This is a genomic window from Corynebacterium sp. Marseille-P3884 (assembly GCF_017942225.1).
GTDB lineage: Bacteria > Actinomycetota > Actinomycetes > Mycobacteriales > Mycobacteriaceae > Corynebacterium.
Genome location: NZ_JAGKSD010000008.1, coordinates 95,442 through 117,237, shown reverse-complemented (window position 1 = coordinate 117,237; position 21,796 = coordinate 95,442). Strand labels below are relative to the sequence as shown.

Genomic DNA, 21,796 nt, shown 5'->3' with positions numbered 1-21,796 from the left:
GTTCTGTTCCAGTCTGCCCCGTCACGGGGGTGCGTGGGGGCCGTCGATGTCTACTTCAGTAGACAATGCGCCCTTTTCGGGACTTTTCGCTGCGCGCGGTGCGGGGTTGTTGCCTATGATTCGGAATCATCGACGCACCGCCGCGCTGTGGTGGGCAGGGAAGCCGGGGGGCTCCCTGACCGGAGAACCGCATGTGCGGACAAAACACCGTAAAGGTGTGTGGGTGCGCGAATTCTCAAGGGGGGAGAAATCACGAATGTTGGGGCTCGATAACGACCCGATTCAAGCGCCGCCGGCTGCCGGGACTACTGCGCAGACGGCACCGCCGCTGCCGACGGGGCAGCTCGATGCGGAGAGCGTGCCGCAGGCGGTGCGCAAACCGCCGGAGCCACTCATGCGCATCATCATGCCCGTGGTGATGGTCGCGGCCATCGGAGCGATGGTGGCTATCTTCGCGCTCAGCGGGCGCGGGATCAGCCCCATGATGATGGTCTTTCCGCTCATGATGATCATGGGCCTTCTGACCACGTTGAACCCGCCGGAAAAGGCCGGCGATATCGACGAGTCGCGCCGGGTGTATCTGCGCCATCTGGATGCGTTAGCGGAGCATGCGCGGAGCAATGCCGCCCAGCAGCGCGAGCACGTGGAATTCTTCCACCCGCACCCGGATCACCTGGTCAACGCCGTGGATGCGGAACGAGTGTGGGAGCGCACGAGCAAAGATCCGCGGGCATACGAGGTTCGAGTCGGCACGGGCAGGTCATCGCTGTGCACTCCAGTGGAGGTCGCAGATCCGGGCTCCCCGGAGGACTTGGATCCGGTGTGCGCGGTGAGTCTGCGCCGCACCGTCGCCGCGGTCAGCACAGTGCCGCGCATGCCTATCGTGATTCAACTGGAGGCATTCCCGCTGCTCACTCTGGCCGGCCCGCGGGCGCACGAGGTGGCGCGTTCGATAGTGGCGCAACTGGCGTTCTTCCATGGTCCGGAGGCAGTCGGGCTGGAAATCAGTGCCCCCGGGTTGGAGGCGGCGAAATGGCTGCCGCATACCCGCGATCCCAGCGCAGCTGGTTTCACTGTGGCGGTCGTGGATGCGGCATCGCCGAAGGCCATGGCCTATGGGGAAGCGGACTGTGTTCTCGCCGTCACCGAGGACACGGACGCGTTCGTCCACGACGATGCACTCCACCTGCTGTGCGACGACGAGATCGATGCGGTGACCACATCCGGTGTCGAGAGACTCGGCGAGACCGACACGTTCAGCGCGGGCGCCGCCGAATTCATCTACCGCAACCTGGCGTTCTACCGCAGGCCAGACAACGGAAATGGGAACACACCCCGTGGCGGGGGACTGCTGGACTTGCTTGGCATCGACGACATCGACCATCTCGCCGGGCCCGCCATGTGGCCGGGACGCGAGGGGAGCCGGCAGCGTCTCACCGTCCCGATCGGCGTCGACCCAAACGGCGGGCCGGTCTACCTAGACCTGAAGGAATCGGCGCACGGCGGGATGGGGCCGCATGGGTTGTGCATCGGTGCGACGGGGTCCGGAAAATCAGAACTTTTAAAAACACTCGTCGTGGCGCTCGCAGCGACGCATTCGCCGGACGAGCTCAACCTGGTGCTCGTCGATTTCAAGGGCGGCGCGACCTTCCTGGGCTGCGAGGGATTGCCGCACACGTCAGCAGTGATCACCAACCTTGAGGATGAGGCGGTGCTGGTTGAGCGCATGTTCGATGCGATCTCCGGCGAGATGAACCGCCGGCAGGAGCTGCTGCGCGCGGCGGGAAATTTCGCCAATATCACTGAATACAACGCAGCGCGCACGAGCACCCGGCCGGATCTCGACCCGTTGCCGTCGCTGGTGATCGTGGTTGACGAGTTCTCGGAGTTGCTCGGCCAGCACCCGAATTTCGCGGATCTCTTCGTCGCGGTGGGGCGTTTGGGACGTTCGCTGGGCGTGCACTTGCTGTTGGCATCGCAGCGATTGGAGGAAGGCAAGCTGCGCGGGCTCGATTCGCATTTGTCGTACCGGATCGGTTTGCGCACATTTTCCGCGGCGGAATCGCGCCAGGTGCTCGGGGTTTCAGATGCCTACGAGCTGCCCGCGGACCCGGGCGCGGGCTATATTAAGACAGCATCGACGGAGCTCACACGCTTCAAAGCGTCCTATGTCTCCGGCCCGCTCATGCGTCCGGCTGAGCCGACGAGCCCAGGGGCAGCACCGCAGGTCAGGTTGTTTGCGGGATGGGACGAGGTTGATGAGCCAGCGGTCGCGGCGGCTCTTCCTGATCCGACGACGACACTGCTCGCCGAGGTCGTGAGCGCCGCGCAGAAGACAGCGGCAGCGCGCGGACAGAGCGCGCATACCGTGTGGCTTCCGCCGTTGCCGCCGCGCGTGGGACTTCCGGAAGTGTGCGAGGACAGCGGGGAGCTCAAAGCGAGCATTGGGCTTATCGACGACCCGTATCACCAGCGCCAACACCCCCTCACCATCGATCTCGGTGTCTCCGGTGGGCATGTGGCGCTGGCGGGCGGGCCGCAGACCGGCAAGTCGATGGCGGTGCGGACGATCATTGCCTCCTTGGCGGCGACGCACACCACAGAACAACTGGGCTTTTATGTCATCGACGCCGGTGGCGGGGATTCGGACGTGCTTGAATCCCTGCCCCACGTCGCCGGTGTGGCCGGGCGCGGCGACGAGGAGAAGGTGAAAAGGGTGGTGGATGAGGTGCTGGGGATCGTCGATAAGCGACGTGCGTTTCCCGCGCGGACCGTACTGGTCGTCGATGGTTGGCACTCGCTCATCGCCGCCGATTCGAAGCTGGAGGATCTGAAAGATGCGCTGGCCACGATCGCCGCGGAAGGCCCAGCTGCGGGCGTGCACCTTGTGGTGACCACGCAGCGGTGGAATGCGGTGCGGCCGAATGTGCGCGACCTCATCGGCACTCGTCTGGAGCTCAAACTCACTGAGCCGATGGATTCGCTGCTGGACCGGAAATTGCAGGAGAAGCTGCCTGCCGCGCCGGGCCGCGGCATTACCGCTGCGGGAAAGAGCATGCTCATCGCGGCGACCGCGAAGGAAGACATCGCGCACATCGCCGCGCAGGCGGCGGACCAGACCCCGGTGCCGAAGCTGAAGGTCCTGCCGGCGCGCATTGCCATCGACGAGCTCGCGCAGTCCGTGCCGGCAAAGCGCCGCGGGCGGATTCTGCTCGGTATCGGCGGGCGCGGCGTGGGACCTGTCACCCTCGACCGCCCGCACCCGCTCGCCGTCGGTGCTTCCGGCGCCGGGAAGACCACGCTGGTGGCAACGGGGATCGGGCAGCTTGCGACGATGCCGCGTGAGCGTGCCCGCATGGTGGTGATCGATCCGCGTCGCACCCATCTGCGGCACGCGGATCACCCGATGGTCGCGGCCTACGGTGGGTCGACCGATGCTGCGAAGGCCGCGCTCGCGGATACCGCGACGACCCTGACTGGGCGCCTGCCTGGCCCCGATATCACTGCCGAACAGCTCGCCGCGCGCAACTGGTGGACGGGTCCGGATATTTACGTGGTCGTCGACGATCTCGAACTCGTTGGTGAAGAGAATCTCCGCCCATTGCTGCCGCTCATCCCGCATGCGCACGACATTGGCCTGCACATCATCGCCGCCCGCAAATTCGGCGGCACGGGCCGTGCCCTGCTCGCACCGTTCCTTAGCGCCCTCAAGGACCAACTGCTCGACGTCGTGCTCTTCTCCGGCACCAAAGACGAAGGCGCGCTCTTCGGCGTCCGCCCGTTGCCGTTGCGCCCCGGCCGCGGCATTTTCGTCCGCGATAACGAGCAGATCGGCCCGATCCACATCGCAGAAAACACGCTTAGCGACGTCCCATCCGCACCCCAATCCGAGGAGACCCCATGACCACCGCCCACGTCACCGGCGGCCGCTCATCCGCTGCCGCCGACACGTCACCAGAACCGGGCGCTAACGCCCTTCTCACCGTCACCGTCGATGATGAATGCACTGTCTTTTCCGGCCTGGCCAATGTGCACCGCTACGACAAGCCGTCCGCCGGCGAGATCGTCAGTTATGTCCGCAGTGTGCTCGGCGAACACCCGAAGTGGACACCCGTGCATCTCGTCGCGACTGATGCGACACTCAAGCAGCTCATCTGTGCATTCGGCGATTACGAAGTCGAGCTGACCTGCGAGTCGCTGGACGATGCCGATGACACCGACACCCACCCTTCGACTGACGAGTGGGAGGAAATCCGGGAGATCCCCATCCGGCGTCCAGCGCTGGAACCGCGTCGGCAGGAACGCTTCGGCCGATCAGGCTATGCGCTTGTCGGCGCGGTCGGTCTGGTCGCCGCGGTCTGCGCTGTAGCGATCTGGTTCGTCGCCGGACGGGGGAGCGACGAGGAAAGAGATGAGAAAAGACACAGTGATGCAGGCATCGCAGTCTCCGGTGATTCAGCAGGTGTGGCGTTGCCGACGGACAGCGTGGGCGATGATCCCGGTGAGGCGCCCGCGCCTGATCCGGATCGTGCTGAACCGAAAGTAGAAAAGGTCGTCCTCGAACAAGACGGTTTGACCGTGGAATTGCCCGTCGGCTTTCGCCTCGAGCCCGACGGCGACATGTGGCGCGCGACCGGACCTGACCCGGATTTCCGCCTGCAGCTCGCGGTGGACCCGCTCTATGGTGTCCCGCCCGAAGACATCATGCGGCAGGTGAAAAAAGACATCGAGGAGGATCCGGAACTGCGCCACACCGAAAGCGATGAGGTCAGCGTCCGCTACGAGCATGCGCTTCCGGACGGATCCCACGCATTGTGGTCCACCTGGACCGACCGTGACGTGCAGATTTCCATCGGCTGCCACACACGTACTGCGCCCACCACTGTCCAATTAGCCACGTGCACCATGGCCAACGAATCCGCCCGCTTCACCCCGCCCGGCTGAGGCGCGAAAAAAGTTCCGGTTCTCAGGGAACCGAAACAGGGTGAAGAACAGTCCAATAAGGGTGGAAAGGTCACAAACGGCCCCAGCGCCGCAGACCACGTCCACAATCCATTGCACACAACAATATCGGGGGAGGAAATATGAGCACCGCTCAGTTCCGTACAGAAGCCGACGTCATGCGCAACGCGGCGAACAACGTAGACGACACCAACGACTCGGTCAATGCCGAGCTCAACCGCCTGCAGGATGTCGCGCAGTCCACGCGCGATTACTGGTCCGGCAGCGCGCAGGCCAGCTTCGACGATTTGATGGTCCGCTTTGATGACGCGGAGCGCCGTCTTGGCGAAGCGCTCGGCGACATCGCGTCGAATATCCGCGACAACGCCAGCAACTTCGAAGACGTCGACGCAACGAATTCCGATGCCTTCGCAAACATCGCACCAGCCGGCGGCCTTGCGCTGTAGCGCGCGAAACAACGCCACAGGCAGAAACAACGCCACAGGTATCGGACCACACACCGCAACACGCACACACCACGACATAGATCTGAATCAGGGAGAACACACAGTGACAGTGATCAAGTACGGCTTCGGTTCACTCGCCGACGCCGCATCCGACATCGAGACCTCGTCCCGCAATATCGGCAGCCAGCTGGAGGACCTCAAAGACCAGCTCAAGCCGATGGTTTCCTCTTGGGAAGGCGAAGCGGCTGACCGCTACCAGGAGCACCAGAACAAGTGGGACACCGCGGCGCAGGACCTCAACGACATCCTTTCGGCCATCGGTCGCGCCGTCGAGGACGGCAATAACCGCATGCAGTCCGTCAACACAGCAGCCGCTAACAGCTGGGGGTAAAACGACGAACGAACACAAACACAAACCCAAACGCTGAACCGCTCATCTACTAAGCGGGCCATTTTTTGATCTGACCCAGCATCCCTTAGGGGCAGACGCGGCGAACGGCCCGCCCCACTGAAGAGCGTTTCTATTCCAGTGCGTGCGCACCACCATGGGCAGGTGGGGCGCACGCATTTGTCGTGCTGTCCCCACAGCACGCACCAGCGCAGAAGCGAAAGCTGCGTTTTGGAGTCTGAGTAGGGCGTGCTCTAAGGTTTAAGCCCTGTGTGTTTTACCCACCGTGGATGAACCATGCCCGCCGTACTAGCGGTGTGCAATCAGGTGTTCGTCCCCGGGCCGCCCCACCGGGTCTCCACCGGCCGCCGGAACAGGGGAGGGAAAGGTTGAGCGCACCATGGCCGGCAGCCTCTAGATAAAGACTTCAAGGAGTCATACATGTCTACCTACCACCCGAAGAGCGGTGACATTACCCGCAAGTGGTACGTCGTCGACGCTACCGACGTGGTGCTGGGCAAGCTTGCTTCCACCGTCGCAGACCTGCTGCGCGGTAAGCACAAGCCGCAGTACGCGCCGAACGCTGACACCGGCGACCACGTCATTGTCATCAATGCCGATAAGGTCCACATTTCGTCCAACAAGCGCGAGCGCGAGATGCGCTACCGCCACTCCGGTTACCCGGGTGGTCTGAAGTCCATCACCCTGGGCCGCGCTCTCGACGAGCGTCCGGACCGCGTGATCGAAGAGGCTGTGAAGGGCATGATGCCGCACAACCGCCTCTCCCGTCAGTCCATTAAGAAGCTTCACGTTTACACCGGCTCCGAGCACCCGCACGAGTCGCAGAAGCCCGAGAACTTCGAGTTTAAGCAGGTGGCGCAGTAATGACCGAGCCGAACAACATCACCGAAGAGACCACTAACGCCGCTGACCAGACTGAGGGCGTCGAGGCTACCCAGACCGACATCGATGCGGCTACCGCTGCCACCGAGGAGTTCAACTACACCATCGGTGACGCAGTCGCTGGCGAGGACGACTCCCAGGACGAGGTCGTCGAGGCTCCCGTTTATCACGAGGGTCCGATCCAGACCGTCGGTCGTCGTAAGCGCGCCATCGCACGCGTGACCGTCGTCGAGGGCGAGGGCAAGATCACCGTCAACGGCCGCGACCTCGAGGACTACTTCCCGAACAAGTTGCACCAGCAGGACATCCTGTCCCCGCTGACGCTGCTTGAGCGCGAGAACCAGTTCGACATCAAGGCGAACATCGGTGGCGGCGGCCCGACCGGCCAGGCTGGCGCACTGCGTCTGGCTATCGCCCGCGCGCTGAACATCTACAACCCGGCTGAGCGCCCGACCCTTAAGAAGGCCGGTTACCTCACCCGTGACGCTCGTGCCGTGGAGCGCAAGAAGGCTGGTCTGCACAAGGCCCGTCGCGCACCGCAGTACTCCAAGCGTTAATCGCTGCTGTACGCAGGCTTTACGCCGCTGCTCCCGCATGTCGGGGCGGCGGTGTTCTGCTTTTTCAGGGGGGCGAAAGAAAAGCAGCTTATCGACGCCCCGACCCACGCAGTCGGCTCGTGAGAACGGGATGAAAACCCTCACCGAGCGAAACACAGCGTGTACGGCATAATTATCTTTTATGACTCGACTGTTTGGTACTGACGGTGTTCGTGGGCTCGCTAACGAAGCGCTGACGGCGCCGCTCGCCCTGAAATTGGGGCAGGCGGCGGCGACGGTGCTGACGCAGAATAAGCGTTCGGAGCAGCGGCGGCCCACCGCGATCATTGGGCGTGACCCGCGTGTGTCCGGCGAGATGCTCGCCGCGGCAATGGCAGCCGGAATGGCATCGAAGGGGGTGGACGTGCTGCGTGTGGGCGTGATTCCGACGCCGGGTCTGGCGTATCTCACCGACGATTACGGTGCTGAGATCGGGGTGATGATTTCCGCGTCGCACAACCCGATGCCGGATAACGGCATCAAGTTCTTCTCCGCGGGCGGCAAGAAGCTTGCCGACGACGTGGAAGACGAGATCGAGCGCGCCATGGACGAGTTGGACGCGGGCGGCCCGACCGGTACCGGTATCGGACGCATTATCGAGGAGTCCCCGGATGCTCATGACCGCTACCTGGAGCACCTCGCGGAGTCCGTGACGACCTCGCTGGCAGGCATCAAGGTCGTGGTGGATTGCGCGAACGGTGCGGCGTCGAAGATCGCTCCGGAAGCGTACGCCGCGGCGGGCGCTGAGGTCGTGGCGATCTTCAATGATCCGAATGCGTACAACATCAACGACAACTCCGGCTCCACCCACATCGACCAGGTCCAGAAGGCTGTCCTGGAGCACGGCGCGGATCTGGGCTTGGCTCATGACGGTGACGCCGACCGGTGCCTGGCCGTTGATGCAGAGGGCAATGTGGTCGACGGTGACCAGATCATGGCCGTGCTGGCGCTGGGGATGAAGGAGAAGTCGTCGTTACGCGAAAATACGCTGGTGGCGACTGTGATGAGCAACCTTGGCCTGAAGATCGCCATGCAGCGAGAAGGCATCGCCATGCGTGAGACGAAGGTCGGTGACCGCTACGTGCTTGAGGAGCTCAACGCGGGTGATTTCTCGCTCGGCGGCGAACAGTCTGGTCACATCGTGGTGCCCGCGCGTGCGACGACGGGCGACGGAACCCTGTCCGGCCTGCTCATCATGGAGCGTATGGCGGAGACGGGCAAGACCCTGCAGGAGCTTGCGAGCGTGATGACGGTGCTGCCGCAGGTGCTCATCAACGTTCCTGTTTCCGATAAGTCCCGCATTCTGGAAAGCCAGGATGTCAAGGACGCTATCGCTGAAGCAGAAGAGGAGCTGGGCACGGGCGGCCGTGTGCTGCTGCGCCCGTCCGGCACGGAGGATCTGTTCCGCGTCATGGTGGAAGCCTCCGAGGAGGAGCACGCCCGCAAGGTCGCGGGGCGTCTGGCCGCGGTGGTCGCAGCGGTGTAAACAAATTTTCGGTTCGAGGGAACCGAATTGGCCTAGCGGCAGTCTAAGTCTGTGGAAGATGAAGGCTGCCGCTTTTTGCGGCTTCAACCACGCTGGGGGAGTGATGAGTGTGGCCGAGCAGTTGCACCTGGAACCGGACGAGCTCCGGGAAGTATTGGTAACGAGGATAAACAGTTATAACGAGGCGATTGACCGTCTAGAGCGAGCGAAACCGTCGGTGGACAGCGGAGTGTTCGGGGAGGGGTTCTCGGAACGAGGGGACAGGATTTCCTCGGCGGTGGACCGTGTCTATGACCGGACGGTGGACCGCCTGCGCGCACGCGTCAACCAGTTTGAGGAGATGCTGCGGCTGGCCGCGGATGTGGACGGGGTTGACCGCGAGAATGCTGCGAGGTTCAACCAGGATGTCTAATGCGAAGCTCAAAGAAGGGCTGGGGGAGATCGCACGCACCGTAGCCGTACTACCGGGAGTCCCGCCGACGGATGTGGAGTTTGTGGGGCAGAAGGTCTCGTCCATTTCCGCGAAGATCGACAAGACGAATGGGATGGACATCGCGTCCGTTCCGCCGCAGGTGGAATCGTTGAACCCGAAGCCGGCGTGCGCCGCTTCCGCGCCGGGGAGCCCCGTGGGCATCGTCGGTGTTCTCGCTGCCGTGCCCATGCTGACGGAGTTGGCCTCCGGGGCGGAGGAGTGGCTGTGCAGCGTCGGCGTGGCCAGCCATGAGAGTGACCTTGATGGGGAGCAGGGCACGCATTCTGATGTACTGGATGATCTCCACCAGCAGTCGTGCGACTGCGCCGATTCCGTCAAGGACATCGATGAGTCAGCCGATTGCGGCATACAGGCGACGATTGATGTGATCCTCGATCTGCTTGCCGCCCTGAAGGATTGCCCATTGGTGGCGCTTGGTTCCACCGTCCTCGCCCCGATTCTGGAGGGCTTGGTGTGCATTGAGGGCACCGTCGATGATCGCAATGATTCGATTGATCAGTGCTACGACGGGCTGGAGCAGCTTTGCGACGGCGCTGGTGCAACCACCCCGCCCGCCACCAAGCAGTACACGCCTTCTGGCGAATGCCCGCCTGCGCCCGCGCCTGTGCCTGTGCCGGAGGCCTGTCCACCGACACCGCCTGCACACCCCGCCCAGCAACACGTTCCCGCACCCCCGGTTACCGAGTGCCCGCCGGAACAGGCACCACGGCCAGCTGAACTACCTGAACCTGTGCCTGACGCGCCAGCTCTTTCGCAGGTGACCGTTCCTGCGGCCGCGGGGCTCGATGCTGGCGTGAATATCAACGTCAATGTTGACGTCGATGTCACCTTGGGCGCGGACGGTGCTGTCCAGCAGACGCCGGTAGCGCAGACGGTCCCAGCCCAGTGCCCGAGCTCGCTCGTTCCCGCCCCACCGGCAGTCCCGCCTATCGGCCCCGCCGGCGAGTGCGTGGTCCAGCACGTCATCGCCGGACTCGAAGCTTTCGGCCAATCAGCTGCAGAGTGCCTGGCGCAGATCGAGTGCCCAGCTGAGCCAGTCGTCGATTGCCCGGAGCCAGAGCCGGAACCAGAACCGGAACCGGACTGCCCGGAGGAGAAGCCGGAGCCGGAACCAGAACCAGAGTCGGACTGCCCGGAGGAGAAGCCAGAGCCAGTACAAGAGCAACCCGAGTGCCCGGAGGGGACAATTCCGCCGCCGCCTGAGTTGGCTGAGGTGAAAGAACCGCCGCCACCGCCGAAGAAGGCATTGATGGAAGCGGCTGCAGTCAGCGGCGCGGAGGCGGTGCCGGAGCAGCAGGAGATGCAGATGGAGGAGCCGGCGGATGCGCCGGCGGAGAAGGCGCAGCCTGAACAGGCAGGCGAGAGTCACCGGGCACGTAAGACAGGGGGATGGTAATGGATTTTCAGCAGTTCGCGGAACAGTTCAAAGACCGTACGGCGCGGCGCATGCTTGAATTCGAGCGGGTGCTCAAAGAAAGCCAGCGGCAAATGGAGCAATCGGCACGCCAGCAGGCGCTGGCCAGGGAGATGAACGTGCAAAAACCGCCCGTGCAGACACCGCGCGGAACTTACCGCGGGGCCAGGCACGGGCGGGTGCAGGGAGTGCTCCGGAAAGAAGGGCCGACGGAGCAGCGGCGCGCCTAAGGGCAGCGCAGGCGGACGCTAGAAGGTGCTCTTCAGTTAGAAGATGCTCTTCACATCGCCGCGGGCGAAATCCGCGCGGTCCGCGAGCTCTTTGCCGAAGACGGACTCGACACCCTTGCCGGCAGCATCCATCTCCGAATAAGCGGAGTAGGTCTTGTCGCCGTCCAGCTGGTGCAGCAAAAAGCCGGTGACCAGGCCGCGGACGGCCTCCTGGACGCTGGCTTTGGAACGGCCCTGGCCGAGCAGGAACTTCTTGAAGCCGTCTTCGCTGAAGGACTTCTGGTTGCCGTCCTCGACAGTGCGGTAGGCGACCGGGCCGGACCAGTTGAAGGCCAGCTTGGCCGGGTTGCCCGGGTCGAAGATCGCGTCCGCGTCCTCATCCGGGCCGATGATCAGGCCGGGCAGGAACAGGGAACGGGCGGCGTTATTCGCCGACGGGGCGACCGAGGCCGGGTAGATCGGGGCGACGGCCTTGACCTTCTCGTTGTTCATGGACGCGAGGACTGCGCAACCGCCGCCCATGCCGTGGCCGATCACGCCGAGCTTGCCCGGGCTGACGGTGGTGTTGCCGTTGCCCAGCTTCACGCCACCGAGGATCTGCAGCGCCGTCTCCAAGTCGGCGGCGAAACCGGCGTGGTTCGGCTTGAAGCCGCACTCCGTGTCGGGAGCAGCCACGGCAATGCCCCAGCTAGCCAGGTGGCGCAGGGTCTTCTCATAATCTTTGGCGCTCTTCATCCAATCGTGGCCGAAAGCGACGCCGGGGACTGCCTTCCCGTCGGCGGGGACGTACACCTTGCCAGGCAGGCCGGTGTAGCCAAGGTCGCCTTCCATGACCCGGTGAGGGCCACGCTTGGATAATTCGCTGAGCTTCTTCAACTTCGCAGACACGAAGAACAGGATACTGCATCGACGTGCGCGGGTGCGGCAGATCAGCACGTTGCGGGCAGCGAAGCGCTGTTAGTGCGGAGCGTCTTTGCCGCATGCATTATCCTTGTCCGCATGTGTGGAATCGTGGGATACGTAGGTAACCAGCAGGGCTTGCCGATCGCACTGGAGGCGCTTCGCCGGATGGAGTACCGCGGGTACGACTCGGCAGGCATCGCAGTAGCGGGCGGGGGAGAGCTCAACATCGCTAAACGTGCAGGCAAGCTGCAGAACTTGGAAGACAAGATCGCTGAGCTCGGCGAGGGTTCGCTGAGCGGCACGACGGCGATCGGCCACACGCGCTGGGCCACCCACGGCCGTCCGACGGATGAGAATGCGCACCCGCACCTGTCGTTCGATGGCCGTGCGGCGATCGTCCACAACGGCATCATCGAGAATTTCGCGCCGCTGCGTGCTGAGCTCGAGCGCGAGGGCATCGAGCTGGTCTCCGACACGGACTCCGAGGTCGCAGCGCACCTCGTCGCGCGCGCCTACAACGGTGTGGATGACGGCTCCACCAAGGGCGATTTCGAAGCATCGGCGCTCAAGGTCCTGAACCGCCTCGAGGGTGCGTTCACCTTGCTGTTCACCCATGCTGACCACCCGGAGAAGATCATCGCCGCGCGTCGATCCACCCCGCTGATGGTGGGCGTCGGCGAGGGCGAGATGTTCCTCGGTTCCGATGTCGCTGCGTTCATCGAGTACACGAAGGACGCGGTCGAGTTGGAGTCCGACTCGGTCGTGGTGATCACCGCCGACGAGTACAAGGTCCTTAATTTCGACGGCACCCCGGGCGCCGGCAAGCCGTTCACCATTGACTGGGATCTCGAGGCAGCTGAGAAGGGCGGCTACGACTCCTTCATGATGAAGGAGATCTACGAGCAGCCGGCCGCTGTGCGCGACACGCTCGCCGGCCACTGGGACGGCCAGCGCATCGTGCTGGACGAGAACTCGATTTCCGAAGCAGAGCTGAAGGCTTTCGACCAGGTTTTCGTGGTCGCCTGCGGATCCGCGTACCACTCCGGCCTGGCGGCGAAGTACGCGATCGAGCACTGGGTGCGTATCCCGGTGCAGATTGAGGTGGCGTCCGAGTTCCGCTACCGCGACCCGGTGCTGGATGAGCGCACGCTGGTGCTGGCGATCTCCCAGTCGGGCGAGACTGCTGACACCCTCGAGGCAGTCCGCCACGCCAAGACGCAGGGCGCGAAGGTGCTCGCGGTGTGCAACACCAACGGCTCCCAGATTCCGCGTGAATCGGATGCGGTGCTCTACACCCACGCTGGCCCGGAGATCGGCGTGGCTTCCACGAAGGCATTTTTGGCGCAGGTGGCGGCGAACTACATCGTCGGCCTGGCGCTCGCGCAGGCAAAGGGCACGAAGTACCCGGATGAGATCGAAGAGATCTGGGAGGAGCTGGAGGCTATCCCGGAGAAGGTCGAGCAGGCGCTGGCCAACCACGATGAGTGCGGAAATATCGCGGAGACCCTCGGCGCAGTGAAGACAATGCTCTTCCTGGGTCGTGGCGTAGGCTTCCCGATCGCGCTCGAGGGTGCGCTGAAGCTCAAGGAGCTGGCGTACATTCACGCTGAAGGTTTCGCCGCCGGCGAGCTCAAGCACGGCCCGATCGCACTGATCGAGGACGACCTGCCGGTCGTCGTGATCGTGCCGAGCCCGCGTGGCGTGTCCCAGCTGCACTCCAAGATCGTCTCCAATATCCAGGAGATCCGCGCCCGCGGCGCAAAGACGATCGTCATCGCGGAAGAAGGCGACACCGCTGTGGAGCCGTACGCGAACTGGCTGCTGCGCATCCCGCAGTCGCCGACGATCATGCAGCCGCTTCTGGCTACTGTCCCGCTGCAGTTTTTGGCCGCGTTCATCGCGGAGCAGTGCGGCAACGAGGACATCGACAAGCCGCGCAATCTGGCCAAGTCGGTCACCGTCGAATAAACCAGCCCCCACAGCACAACTCCGCACAACCAGAACAGGTAGCCACGTCCCGGAATGCTGCACGCCGTCCAGTTCGCGTTCGTCGATTCGATCAACTTGCTGTTGATCGGCGTGATCGTCGCTGTCGGCGTGATGGTGCCCCGAGGCAGCCGCAGGTACGCGAAGACCACGGCGTTGCTGATTGCGGGCGACTGGTGCGGCGTGGCCGCGCTGGCCTTCCTCATGCTCGTCGTCTTCGACGGGCTAGGGGATGTGGTCCAGCGCTTCGTCGAAGGTCCGATTTTCGGCATTCTGCTCATCGCCACCGGCATTCTCACTGGCCTGCTCGCGCTTCGCGGCGGGGATAATTCAGGCTTGGTCAACCGCATTTTGGAGCCGCTGAAGACACCGTCGGCGAAGACTGTCGTGGTCGGTTTCGTGCTCGGCCTGATTCAGTCGGCGACATCGGTGCCGTTCTACGGTGGACTGGCTGTGCTGTCGGCGGCCGGGGTGGATGTGGCGGTGCGCTATGCGTTCCTCGTGCTCTACGCCACGATCGCGCTCAGCTTGCCCACGCTGTGCGCGCTCGCTGTCGGGTGGGTGCGCCGCGCGCCGCAGAGCCCGGCAGGCCGCGTATTCGCCGCCGCGCGCGAGAACTCGGAGAAGGTCTCGCTCGGTGCCACGTGGGCGGTCGCGCTGCTGCTCGTCGTGTTGGGCACCATCCACATGGTCTAGCCCGCGCAGTGGCACAATATTTCCCATGAGTTCTTCTGTCGTGCGCATTGATCTGGGCGCGATCGCGCACAACACGCGCCTCATCAAAGAGCAGCTGGGCAACGCGCGCTTGATGTGCGTGGTCAAGGCTGATGCCTACAACCACGGTGCGCAGCACGTCGTTCCCACCATGGATCAGGCGGGTGCAGACGCATTCGGGGTGGCTACATTCGATGAAGCGCGGCGCGTGCGCGAGCTCACCGACAAGCCCGTCCTCGCGTGGTTGTGGGAGCCGGGGGAGGAGATCCCTGAGGGGGTCGAGATCGCCGTCCCGGGCATGGAGCACCTCGCGTGGCTTATTGAGCATCCCGTCGATACATCGGTGCACATCATGGTGGACACGGGCATGAACCGATCGGGGCTCGACGAGGAAGACTGGGAGCGCGCGTTCGCGCAGGCGCGTAAAGCGGGGCTCAATATCGTGGGCGTGATGTCGCATCTCGCGTGCGCGGACGAGCCGGACCATCCGTACAACGTGAAGCAGCACGCTGCGTTCGACCGCGCGATCGCTGCAGCCCGCAACGCGGGGTTCGCTGCCACGCGCAACCACCTCGCTAATTCGCCGGGCACGCTCACCAGCGCAGCATCCGCATACGAGCAGGTCCGCGCGGGTGTCGCGTTGTACGGCCTCAACCCCGTCGCGGAAAAGAGCGCAACGCTTATCGACGCCGCCTTGCTCACCCCCGCCATGACCTGGTCCGCCCGCCTGACTGCTGTGAAGCGGATCAAGCAGGGGGAAGGCGCCAGCTACGGGCTGACATGGACTGCTCCGGCTGACGGCTGGACCGCCGTCGTCCCAGTGGGCTACGCAGACGGGCTGCACCGCTCGTGGCAGGATGCGGTCGAGGTGACCGTCGACGGTGTGCGCTACCCGCAGGTGGGCCGCGTGTGCATGGACCAGTTCATCATCTGGCTCGGGGATAACGAGCACAATGTGGCCGTCGGTGACGAGGCCGTCATCTTCGGCGCTGGCGGAATGAGTGCTGCTGAACTGGCGGACCGCGCCGGGACGATTCACTATGAAGTGGTGTGCGCACCGCATGGCAGGGTGCGCAGGGAATATGTGGACGCAGAAGACGTCGAGAAGCGAAAGGGCGAGGGGCAATGAAACCGCCGTTCACGGAAAAAGGGACCGTCGAATGCGACACAGCCGAGGACACGAAAGCGTTCGGTGAACGCCTCGGCGCGGCGCTGGAAGCCGGTGACGTTGTGATCTTGGACGGCCCGTTGGGGGCGGGAAAGACCACGCTCACCCAGGGAATCGCCCGGGGCATGGGGGTCAAAGGCCGGGTGACCAGCCCGACATTCATCATTGCGCGGGAGCATAAAGCGTCGATAAGCGGGCGCCCTGCGCTTGTCCATGTGGACGCGTACCGGCTGCTCGACAGCGTTGGCGGCACGGGCGCGGTGGACCCGCTGGGCGAGCTCGATGCCCTCGACCTGGACACGGAACTGACCGATTCTGTCGTCGTGGCGGAATGGGGCGGCGGGCTCGTCGAGCAGATCGCGTCGCGCTACCTGCTGGTGGAGCTCGACCGCGAGACGCGCGCGAGCGAGGACCCCGAATCGCAGGGTCGCATCATCTCGTGGACACCTTCCGAGTAGGGTTGTGGCCATGCTTAAGCTCACAGGTGCCCAAAAAGGCTGGTTCGCAATCGTCATCGCACTGTGGATCATGGCGCTCGCCGCAATGATCTTCGTTCTGCCGAAGCTGAGCACGGGTTCGGCGACTTCGGCCGCTGCTGCCCCGGACGGGTCTGCCACCGGTTCCCTCGCCGAGACGCTGCAGGCCATGGAGCCTACGAACAGCAACGAAGTCGTCGCAGAGATGATCGATCTGCGCCGCGTGTACGGCGAAGAGATCGCCGCATTCGTCCCGGTGTGCTCCGATGAGCCGCAGGAGCTTATCGACGCCAAGCTCGAGGCCGCCGGCGAGCACGCCGACAAGGTCACCTTTGAAAACGGCGAGAACTACATGATGGTGACGGAGGACCCGCAGGCGGGCGTCTCCATCGTCGATGCTGTTCCGTCCGACGTGCTGGATCTGTGCAACGGGAGCTACTTCGACCAGTTCTTCAGCACTGACCAGGGCTACCCGGTGCACTGGGACCAAGAGAACAACATCTGGCGCTTCGGCTTCCGCGCTGAATAGAAGGGCTTGACGTGTCAGGAATGCTCGTCTTAGCTATCGACACTGCCACTACCGACCTCGTGGCCGGTTTGGTGGAGGTGCGCGACGGGCAGCAGCCGCAATCAGCCACGGCGTTGGCCGAGCGGGTGGTGGCGACGCGCTCGCACAATGAGCTGCTCGTTCCCACCGTGGTGGAGCTGCTCGCCGAGGCTGGCCGTGAATTTTCCGATCTCGACGCCGTCATCGTCGGCTGCGGCCCCGGCCCCTTCACCGGCTTGCGTGTCGGCATGGCCACCGCCTCCGCATTCGGCCAGGCCCTCGGCATTCCCGTCCACGGCGTGTGCACCCACGACGCGGTGGCCCAGCTGATTCACGCTGATCGGGCAGGGGCATCCTGCCTTGTCGTCACCGATGCACGCCGCCGCGAAGTGTATTGGGCGCACTACCGCGACGGTGCACGCATTGCCGGGCCGGATGTCGTGGCACCTGCGGAGCTTCGCATCGACGATGCAGTCGCAGTCGACGTGTTGAGCGTGCCGGAAAACCTCCGCGAACAGGTCCTTACCGCCGATATTCACGCCGATGACATCACCTACGTCGCGCCACGCCCGACAGGCCTAGTCGCCGTGGCCGATCTGTCAGGTGAGCCTGAGCCGCTCGTTCCCCTCTACTTGCGTCGACCTGATGCGAAAGAACCGGCGCCGACACCGAAATCCCCGGCGATTCCCGACGTTGCGGGCCTTAACGGTTCACCGGCGGGCACCGGTGCGGACAGCACGAAGGGGGAGTAGATGGAACTGCGCGAGCTGACCGTTGCCGATGCAGCTGCGACCGCAGCGATCGAAGCAGACGTCTTCGCGGGCGAAACCCCCTGGTCGCGCGATGTATTTGCCGTGCAATTCGCCCACCCGTACACCTTCTATGTCGGCGCGTTCGAGGACGGCGGCGGTGCTGGTGACGGCGGCGGCGAGAAAGGCGAACTGGTCGGCTATGCCGGGCTCGCCAAGCTCGGTCCGCCGGAAGACCCGGAATTCGAGGTGCACACGATCGCCGTGGCGCGAGAACACCAGGGCCGCGGCATCGGCCGGGTGCTCATGGACCAGCTCGTCAACGCCGCGGACATGCACGACGGCCAGATGTTCCTCGAAGTGCGCACCGACAACACCGCCGCGCTCGCGTTGTACGAAAGCTACGGTTTCACTCAGATCGGCGTGCGCAAAGGCTATTACCAGCCCACCGGCGCGGACGCGTACACGATGATGCGGCCCAGCATTAGTGAGCGCGGCGGGAACGAAAACACCGGCGGCAGCAACGGGCCGATTGAAAGGAGCACATCATGATCGTCTTAGGGATCGAATCCTCCTGCGACGAGACGGGCGTGGGCATCATCGAGCTGTCGCCCGACGGCGCCATGGAGATCCGTGCCGACATCGTCGCTTCCTCCATGGAACAGCACGCGCGCTTCGGTGGTGTCGTCCCGGAGATCGCCTCCCGCGCCCACCTCGAGGCTATGCCGCAGGTGATGGAGAAGGCGCTGGCGGAAGCGGGTGTCGATAAGCCTGATGCTGTCGCGGCAACTGTCGGTCCGGGCCTGGCGGGCGCGTTGCTCGTCGGCGCGTCGGCCGCGAAAGCGTACGCCGCGGCGTGGGGCGTGCCGTTCTACGGCGTCAACCACTTAGGAGGCCATGTCGCCGTGGCCAACCTCGACGGGGGAGAGGAACTTCCGCACTCGATCGCGTTGCTCGTCTCCGGTGGCCACACGCAGATCCTCGAGGTCGATGCCGTGGGGCGCCCGATGAAGGAATTGGGCAGCACGCTTGACGACGCTGCCGGCGAGGCCTACGACAAAGTCTCCCGCCTCTTGGGGCTCGGCTACCCCGGTGGCCCGGTGATTGACCGGCTGGCGAAGCAGGGCGACCCGAATGCCATCCGCTTTCCCCGCGGCTTGTCCCGGGCAGAAGACATGCGCGGCGAGCACCGCTACGACTTCTCCTTCTCCGGACTGAAGACCGCGGTGGCCCGCTACGTCGAAGCGGCAGAACGCAACGGCGAGGTGATCAGCGTCGAAGACGTCTGTGCGTCCTTCCAGGAAGCAGTCGTGGACGTCCTCACCACTAAGGCGGTCATGGCCTGCGAGGACACCGGCGCACAAACGCTGCTGCTCGGAGGTGGGGTGGCCGCGAACTCGCGTCTACGCGAACTCGCGGAGCAGCGCTGCGCTGATAAAGGCATTGAGTTGCGCGTCCCGCGCTTCGCTCTGTGCACCGACAACGGAGTCATGATCGCCGCGCTGGCCGCCCAATTGATTCACGAGGGTGCGCAACCATCAGGCCTGGACACCGCCACGGACACCTCGCTGGAGGTGGAGACCCCGCTCGCGGGGGCAGGGGCCAGCTTCGGTGCCGAGCTAACCGGTCAATAACCACGTACGCTTAGGGTCGTTGCCTTTACCGACCACGCACCAAAGGATGAGAGTATGGCGAACAACAGCGACAACGAGAAATTCGGGCTGCTCGTCAATCCCGACCTGACCTTCCACCGCATCGTCTTTGACATCGAAAGCGCGAATCAGTTTCTTGGGCCGGTCGTCCAGGAGAGCGTGAAGGTGGCTTTCGAACAGGACGGTCCGACCTACGACGCGTACTTCTCGCCCGAGGCGAAGGAGAAAAGCGCGGACCCGAATCCGGTCGCATCGATGGCGCGAAACACCGCGGCCACCGATAACCCCGCGTTCCTGCAGGACCCGTCCACTGCCATCTCCGGCCCGGTGATCTTCACCGGCCGCGAGGGCAAGAGCATCGACGATGAAGTCGTCGAGGGTATCAAGAACACCATCCGCGCTGTGCGCACCTACCGCCAGGACAACGAAGAGGAATACCAGCTCTGGCGCAATGCGGTGCTGAACCTGGGCACCCCGCAGGTTTAAAACAGTGCTGTTCATGCAGCAATAACAGCGACGATCACACAAGGCTGGGCGTTAATGCCCGGCCTTGTTGTCGTCTAGCACTCACGTAGGTAGAGTGCTAATCAGGTTTTGGGCACAGTTTGTTCACCCGCGACGACGGCTGCGCATCGCGAAACCTCGGCAAAGAAGAACAACTTTCAAGAAAGGTTTTCACCGTGGCAAACGTCAACATCAAGCCCCTCGAGGACAAGATCCTCGTCCAGATCGTCGAGGCTGAAACCACCACCGCCTCCGGCCTGGTCATCCCGGACTCCGCACAGGAGAAGCCGCAGGAAGCGACCGTCATCGCTGTCGGCCCGGGCCGCTGGGACGATGAGGGCGAGCACCGCATTCCGGTCGACGTCAAGGAAGGCGACACCGTCATCTTCTCCAAGTACGGCGGCACGGAGCTCAAGTACGGCGACCAGGAGTACCTGCTTCTGTCCGCTCGTGACCTGCTGGCCGTCGTCGAGAAATAAAGAAGGGGGAACTGACTCCCAATGGCAAAACTGATTGCATTTGATCAGGAGGCCCGCGAGGGCATCCAGCGCGGTGTCGGCGTGCTCGCCGATTCCGTGCGCGTCACGCTCGGCCCGCGCGGCCGCAACGTGGTGCTGGACAAGGCCTTCGGCGGCCCGACCGTCACCAACGACGGTGTGACCATCGCCCGCGACATCGATCTTGAGGACCCCTTCGAGAACCTCGGTGCGCAGCTGGTCAAGTCCGTCGCGGTCAAGACCAACGACATCGCAGGCGACGGCACCACCACCGCGACGCTGCTCGCGCAGGCGCTTATCGACGAAGGACTGCGCAACGTCGCAGCCGGTGCCAACCCCATCGAGCTGAACAAGGGCATTTCCGCCGCAGCCGAGAAGACCGTTGAGGAGCTCAAAGCTCGCGCCACCGACGTCTCCTCCTCCGAGGAGATCGCCAATGTGGCAACGGTGTCCTCCCGCGACGAGGTCGTCGGCGAGATGGTCTCCGGCGCTATGGACAAGGTGGGCAAGGACGGTGTCCTCACCGTCGAGGAATCCCAGTCCATCGACTCCTACGTGGATGTCACCGAAGGTATCTCCTTTGAGAAGGGCTTCCTGTCGCCCTACTTCATGACTGACCCGGAGGCCGGCCAGGCAGTGCTCGAAGAGCCGCTGATCCTGCTGGTGCGCAACAAGATCTCCTCCCTGCCGGAATTCCTTCCGCTGCTGGAGAAGGCAGTGGGCACCTCCCGTCCGCTGCTGATCATCGCCGAGGATATCGAGGGCGAGCCGCTGCAGACCCTCGTGGTCAACACCATCCGTGGTGCCCTGAAGGTCGCCGCCGTGAAGTCCCCGTACTTCGGCGAGCGCCGCAAGGCCTTCATGGACGACCTCGCAGTGGTGACCAACGCAACGGTCATCGACCCGGAGGTCGGCGTCAACCTCAAGGACGCCGAGCTCGACGTGCTGGGCTCCGCCCGCCGCGTCACGGTGACCAAGGACGACACCGTCATCGTCGACGGCGCCGGCACCGCTGAGGCAGTGGAGAACCGCCGCCAGCAGATCCGCCGCGAGATCGAGAACACCGACTCCACGTGGGACAAGGAGAAGGCCGAGGAGCGTCTGGCCAAGCTCTCCGGCGGTGTGGCCGTGATCCGCGTCGGTGCACCGACCGAGACCGAGGTCAACGAGCGCAAGCTGCGCGTCGAGGACGCCATCAACGCTGCCCGCGCGGCGGCGCAGGAAGGCATCATCGCCGGCGGCGGCTCCGCCCTCGTCCAGATCTCGAAGCAGCTCGAGTCCTACGCCGAGGAATTCGACGGCGAGCAGAAGGTCGGCGTGCTGGCAGTTGCCCGCGCCCTGACCAAGCCCGCCTTCTGGATCGCGGAGAATGCAGGTCTCGACGGCTCCGTCGTCGTCTCCAAGACCGCCGAGCTTCCGAACGGTGAAGGCTTTAACGCCGCCACCCTCGAGTACGGCAACCTCATCGAGCAGGGGATCATTGACCCGGTCAAGGTGACCCACTCCGCAGTGGTCAACGCCGCATCCGTGGCGCGCATGGTGCTCACGACGGAGGCGTCCGTCGTCGATAAGCCCGCTGAAGAAGAGGAAGAGCACGGCCACAGCCACTAACTCTTCAGCTTCACCACGCAAGAGGCGCCCCGCTCCACACCCCCTGGACTCAATCCGGGGGAGTGTGGAGC

General features: G+C 64.1%; 22 protein-coding genes. 21 read left to right on the top strand and 1 reads right to left on the bottom strand.

From position 1 onward, the window contains the following. The first annotated feature begins 256 nt into the window (after positions 1–256). The 10 genes from eccCa to J5Y21_RS06700 all read left to right on the top strand — a co-directional run bounded on the left by eccCa (position 257) and on the right by J5Y21_RS06700 (position 10,918). Positions 257–3,904: a type VII secretion protein EccCa gene (eccCa, locus tag J5Y21_RS06745; RefSeq protein ID WP_210573885.1), complete on the top strand. Its 3,648-nt coding sequence runs from the start codon at positions 257–259 to the stop codon at positions 3,902–3,904. Then, positions 3,901–4,944, top strand: a complete 1,044-nt coding sequence (locus J5Y21_RS06740; RefSeq protein ID WP_210573883.1) for a type VII secretion-associated protein — start codon at positions 3,901–3,903, stop codon at positions 4,942–4,944. The genes eccCa and J5Y21_RS06740 overlap by 4 nt, the downstream gene beginning before the upstream one ends. A gap of 140 nt (positions 4,945–5,084) precedes the next feature. After that, positions 5,085–5,408: a WXG100 family type VII secretion target gene (locus J5Y21_RS06735; protein WP_087117190.1), complete on the top strand. Its 324-nt coding sequence runs from the start codon at positions 5,085–5,087 to the stop codon at positions 5,406–5,408. Positions 5,409–5,511: 103 nt separating this feature from the next. After that, positions 5,512–5,799 (top strand): WXG100 family type VII secretion target, encoded by a 288-nt coding sequence (locus tag J5Y21_RS06730; RefSeq protein ID WP_210573881.1) that lies wholly within the window; start codon positions 5,512–5,514, stop codon positions 5,797–5,799. 438 nt (positions 5,800–6,237) lie between these two features. Beyond that, entirely contained in the window at positions 6,238–6,681 is a 444-nt protein-coding gene (gene rplM, locus J5Y21_RS06725) for a 50S ribosomal protein L13 (RefSeq protein WP_210573880.1), read from the top strand. Beyond that, positions 6,681–7,256 (top strand): 30S ribosomal protein S9, encoded by a 576-nt coding sequence (gene rpsI / locus J5Y21_RS06720; RefSeq protein ID WP_246875023.1) that lies wholly within the window; start codon positions 6,681–6,683, stop codon positions 7,254–7,256. The genes rplM and rpsI overlap by 1 nt, the downstream gene beginning before the upstream one ends. Positions 7,257–7,437: 181 nt before the next feature. Continuing rightward, positions 7,438–8,781: a phosphoglucosamine mutase gene (gene glmM / locus J5Y21_RS06715; RefSeq protein WP_210573879.1), complete on the top strand. Its 1,344-nt coding sequence runs from the start codon at positions 7,438–7,440 to the stop codon at positions 8,779–8,781. Positions 8,782–8,839: 58 nt separating this feature from the next. After that, positions 8,840–9,193, top strand: a complete 354-nt coding sequence (locus J5Y21_RS06710) for a hypothetical protein (RefSeq protein ID WP_210573878.1) — start codon at positions 8,840–8,842, stop codon at positions 9,191–9,193. After that, positions 9,186–10,670 carry a hypothetical protein gene (locus J5Y21_RS06705; RefSeq protein ID WP_210573877.1) on the top strand — a complete coding sequence of 495 codons (1,485 nt, stop codon included), beginning with the start codon at positions 9,186–9,188 and terminating at the stop codon, positions 10,668–10,670. The genes J5Y21_RS06710 and J5Y21_RS06705 overlap by 8 nt, the downstream gene beginning before the upstream one ends. Further along, positions 10,670–10,918 carry a hypothetical protein gene (locus tag J5Y21_RS06700; RefSeq protein ID WP_210573876.1) on the top strand — a complete coding sequence of 83 codons (249 nt, stop codon included), beginning with the start codon at positions 10,670–10,672 and terminating at the stop codon, positions 10,916–10,918. The genes J5Y21_RS06705 and J5Y21_RS06700 overlap by 1 nt, the downstream gene beginning before the upstream one ends. Before the next feature lie 36 nt (positions 10,919–10,954). Here the strand turns inward: J5Y21_RS06700 and J5Y21_RS06695 are convergent, their stop codons facing one another. Further along, positions 10,955–11,806, bottom strand: coding sequence for a dienelactone hydrolase family protein (locus J5Y21_RS06695; protein WP_210573875.1), 852 nt, complete (start codon positions 11,804–11,806; stop codon positions 10,955–10,957). A 111-nt stretch (positions 11,807–11,917) separates the two neighbouring features. On the opposite strand from J5Y21_RS06695, the gene glmS reads away from it, so the two are divergent. From glmS to groL, 11 genes are all read left to right on the top strand, one after another. Further along, the gene (glmS, locus tag J5Y21_RS06690) at positions 11,918–13,789 is read left to right on the top strand and encodes a glutamine--fructose-6-phosphate transaminase (isomerizing) (protein WP_210573872.1); all 1,872 of its coding nucleotides are present in this window, start codon (positions 11,918–11,920) and stop codon (positions 13,787–13,789) included. A gap of 54 nt (positions 13,790–13,843) precedes the next feature. After that, positions 13,844–14,503 carry a hypothetical protein gene (locus J5Y21_RS06685; RefSeq protein ID WP_210573870.1) on the top strand — a complete coding sequence of 220 codons (660 nt, stop codon included), beginning with the start codon at positions 13,844–13,846 and terminating at the stop codon, positions 14,501–14,503. 25 nt (positions 14,504–14,528) lie between these two features. Next, entirely contained in the window at positions 14,529–15,650 is a 1,122-nt protein-coding gene (gene alr, locus J5Y21_RS06680) for an alanine racemase (protein ID WP_210573868.1), read from the top strand. Continuing rightward, positions 15,647–16,147, top strand: a complete 501-nt coding sequence (gene tsaE / locus J5Y21_RS06675; protein ID WP_210573866.1) for a tRNA (adenosine(37)-N6)-threonylcarbamoyltransferase complex ATPase subunit type 1 TsaE — start codon at positions 15,647–15,649, stop codon at positions 16,145–16,147. The genes alr and tsaE overlap by 4 nt, the downstream gene beginning before the upstream one ends. A gap of 10 nt (positions 16,148–16,157) precedes the next feature. Further along, the gene (locus tag J5Y21_RS06670; protein ID WP_210573865.1) at positions 16,158–16,694 is read left to right on the top strand and encodes a hypothetical protein; all 537 of its coding nucleotides are present in this window, start codon (positions 16,158–16,160) and stop codon (positions 16,692–16,694) included. Positions 16,695–16,714: 20 nt separating this feature from the next. Continuing rightward, the gene (gene tsaB, locus J5Y21_RS06665; protein ID WP_210573928.1) at positions 16,715–17,464 is read left to right on the top strand and encodes a tRNA (adenosine(37)-N6)-threonylcarbamoyltransferase complex dimerization subunit type 1 TsaB; all 750 of its coding nucleotides are present in this window, start codon (positions 16,715–16,717) and stop codon (positions 17,462–17,464) included. Further along, a complete protein-coding gene (gene rimI / locus J5Y21_RS06660; RefSeq protein WP_210573862.1) occupies positions 17,465–18,013 on the top strand; it encodes a ribosomal protein S18-alanine N-acetyltransferase in 549 nt (182 codons plus the stop codon). It abuts the gene before it with no gap. Beyond that, positions 18,010–19,095 (top strand): tRNA (adenosine(37)-N6)-threonylcarbamoyltransferase complex transferase subunit TsaD, encoded by a 1,086-nt coding sequence (tsaD, locus tag J5Y21_RS06655; protein ID WP_210573860.1) that lies wholly within the window; start codon positions 18,010–18,012, stop codon positions 19,093–19,095. The genes rimI and tsaD overlap by 4 nt, the downstream gene beginning before the upstream one ends. A 54-nt stretch (positions 19,096–19,149) precedes the next feature. Then, entirely contained in the window at positions 19,150–19,599 is a 450-nt protein-coding gene (locus J5Y21_RS06650) for a hypothetical protein (RefSeq protein ID WP_210573859.1), read from the top strand. A 194-nt stretch (positions 19,600–19,793) separates the two neighbouring features. Next, positions 19,794–20,096 carry a co-chaperone GroES gene (gene groES / locus J5Y21_RS06645; protein ID WP_076599172.1) on the top strand — a complete coding sequence of 101 codons (303 nt, stop codon included), beginning with the start codon at positions 19,794–19,796 and terminating at the stop codon, positions 20,094–20,096. Positions 20,097–20,117: 21 nt separating this feature from the next. Then, positions 20,118–21,725: a chaperonin GroEL gene (gene groL / locus J5Y21_RS06640; protein WP_210573858.1), complete on the top strand. Its 1,608-nt coding sequence runs from the start codon at positions 20,118–20,120 to the stop codon at positions 21,723–21,725. Positions 21,726–21,796: the final 71 nt, after the last annotated feature.

Coding starts and splice junctions, on each gene's coding strand:
- rplM (WP_210573880.1), top strand. CDS start 6,238: ATGTCTACCTACCACCCGAAGAGCGGTGACATTACCCGCAAGTGGTAC.
- alr (WP_210573868.1), top strand. CDS start 14,529: ATGAGTTCTTCTGTCGTGCGCATTGATCTGGGCGCGATCGCGCACAAC.
- tsaD (WP_210573860.1), top strand. CDS start 18,010: ATGATCGTCTTAGGGATCGAATCCTCCTGCGACGAGACGGGCGTGGGC.
- J5Y21_RS06700 (WP_210573876.1), top strand. CDS start 10,670: ATGGATTTTCAGCAGTTCGCGGAACAGTTCAAAGACCGTACGGCGCGG.
- tsaB (WP_210573928.1), top strand. CDS start 16,715: ATGCTCGTCTTAGCTATCGACACTGCCACTACCGACCTCGTGGCCGGT.
- groL (WP_210573858.1), top strand. CDS start 20,118: ATGGCAAAACTGATTGCATTTGATCAGGAGGCCCGCGAGGGCATCCAG.
- J5Y21_RS06685 (WP_210573870.1), top strand. CDS start 13,844: ATGCTGCACGCCGTCCAGTTCGCGTTCGTCGATTCGATCAACTTGCTG.
- J5Y21_RS06735 (WP_087117190.1), top strand. CDS start 5,085: ATGAGCACCGCTCAGTTCCGTACAGAAGCCGACGTCATGCGCAACGCG.
- rpsI (WP_246875023.1), top strand. CDS start 6,681: ATGACCGAGCCGAACAACATCACCGAAGAGACCACTAACGCCGCTGAC.
- glmS (WP_210573872.1), top strand. CDS start 11,918: ATGTGTGGAATCGTGGGATACGTAGGTAACCAGCAGGGCTTGCCGATC.
- rimI (WP_210573862.1), top strand. CDS start 17,465: ATGGAACTGCGCGAGCTGACCGTTGCCGATGCAGCTGCGACCGCAGCG.
- tsaE (WP_210573866.1), top strand. CDS start 15,647: ATGAAACCGCCGTTCACGGAAAAAGGGACCGTCGAATGCGACACAGCC.
- J5Y21_RS06710 (WP_210573878.1), top strand. CDS start 8,840: ATGAAGGCTGCCGCTTTTTGCGGCTTCAACCACGCTGGGGGAGTGATG.
- eccCa (WP_210573885.1), top strand. CDS start 257: ATGTTGGGGCTCGATAACGACCCGATTCAAGCGCCGCCGGCTGCCGGG.
- glmM (WP_210573879.1), top strand. CDS start 7,438: ATGACTCGACTGTTTGGTACTGACGGTGTTCGTGGGCTCGCTAACGAA.
- J5Y21_RS06740 (WP_210573883.1), top strand. CDS start 3,901: ATGACCACCGCCCACGTCACCGGCGGCCGCTCATCCGCTGCCGCCGAC.
- J5Y21_RS06670 (WP_210573865.1), top strand. CDS start 16,158: ATGCTTAAGCTCACAGGTGCCCAAAAAGGCTGGTTCGCAATCGTCATC.
- J5Y21_RS06650 (WP_210573859.1), top strand. CDS start 19,150: ATGGCGAACAACAGCGACAACGAGAAATTCGGGCTGCTCGTCAATCCC.
- J5Y21_RS06705 (WP_210573877.1), top strand. CDS start 9,186: ATGTCTAATGCGAAGCTCAAAGAAGGGCTGGGGGAGATCGCACGCACC.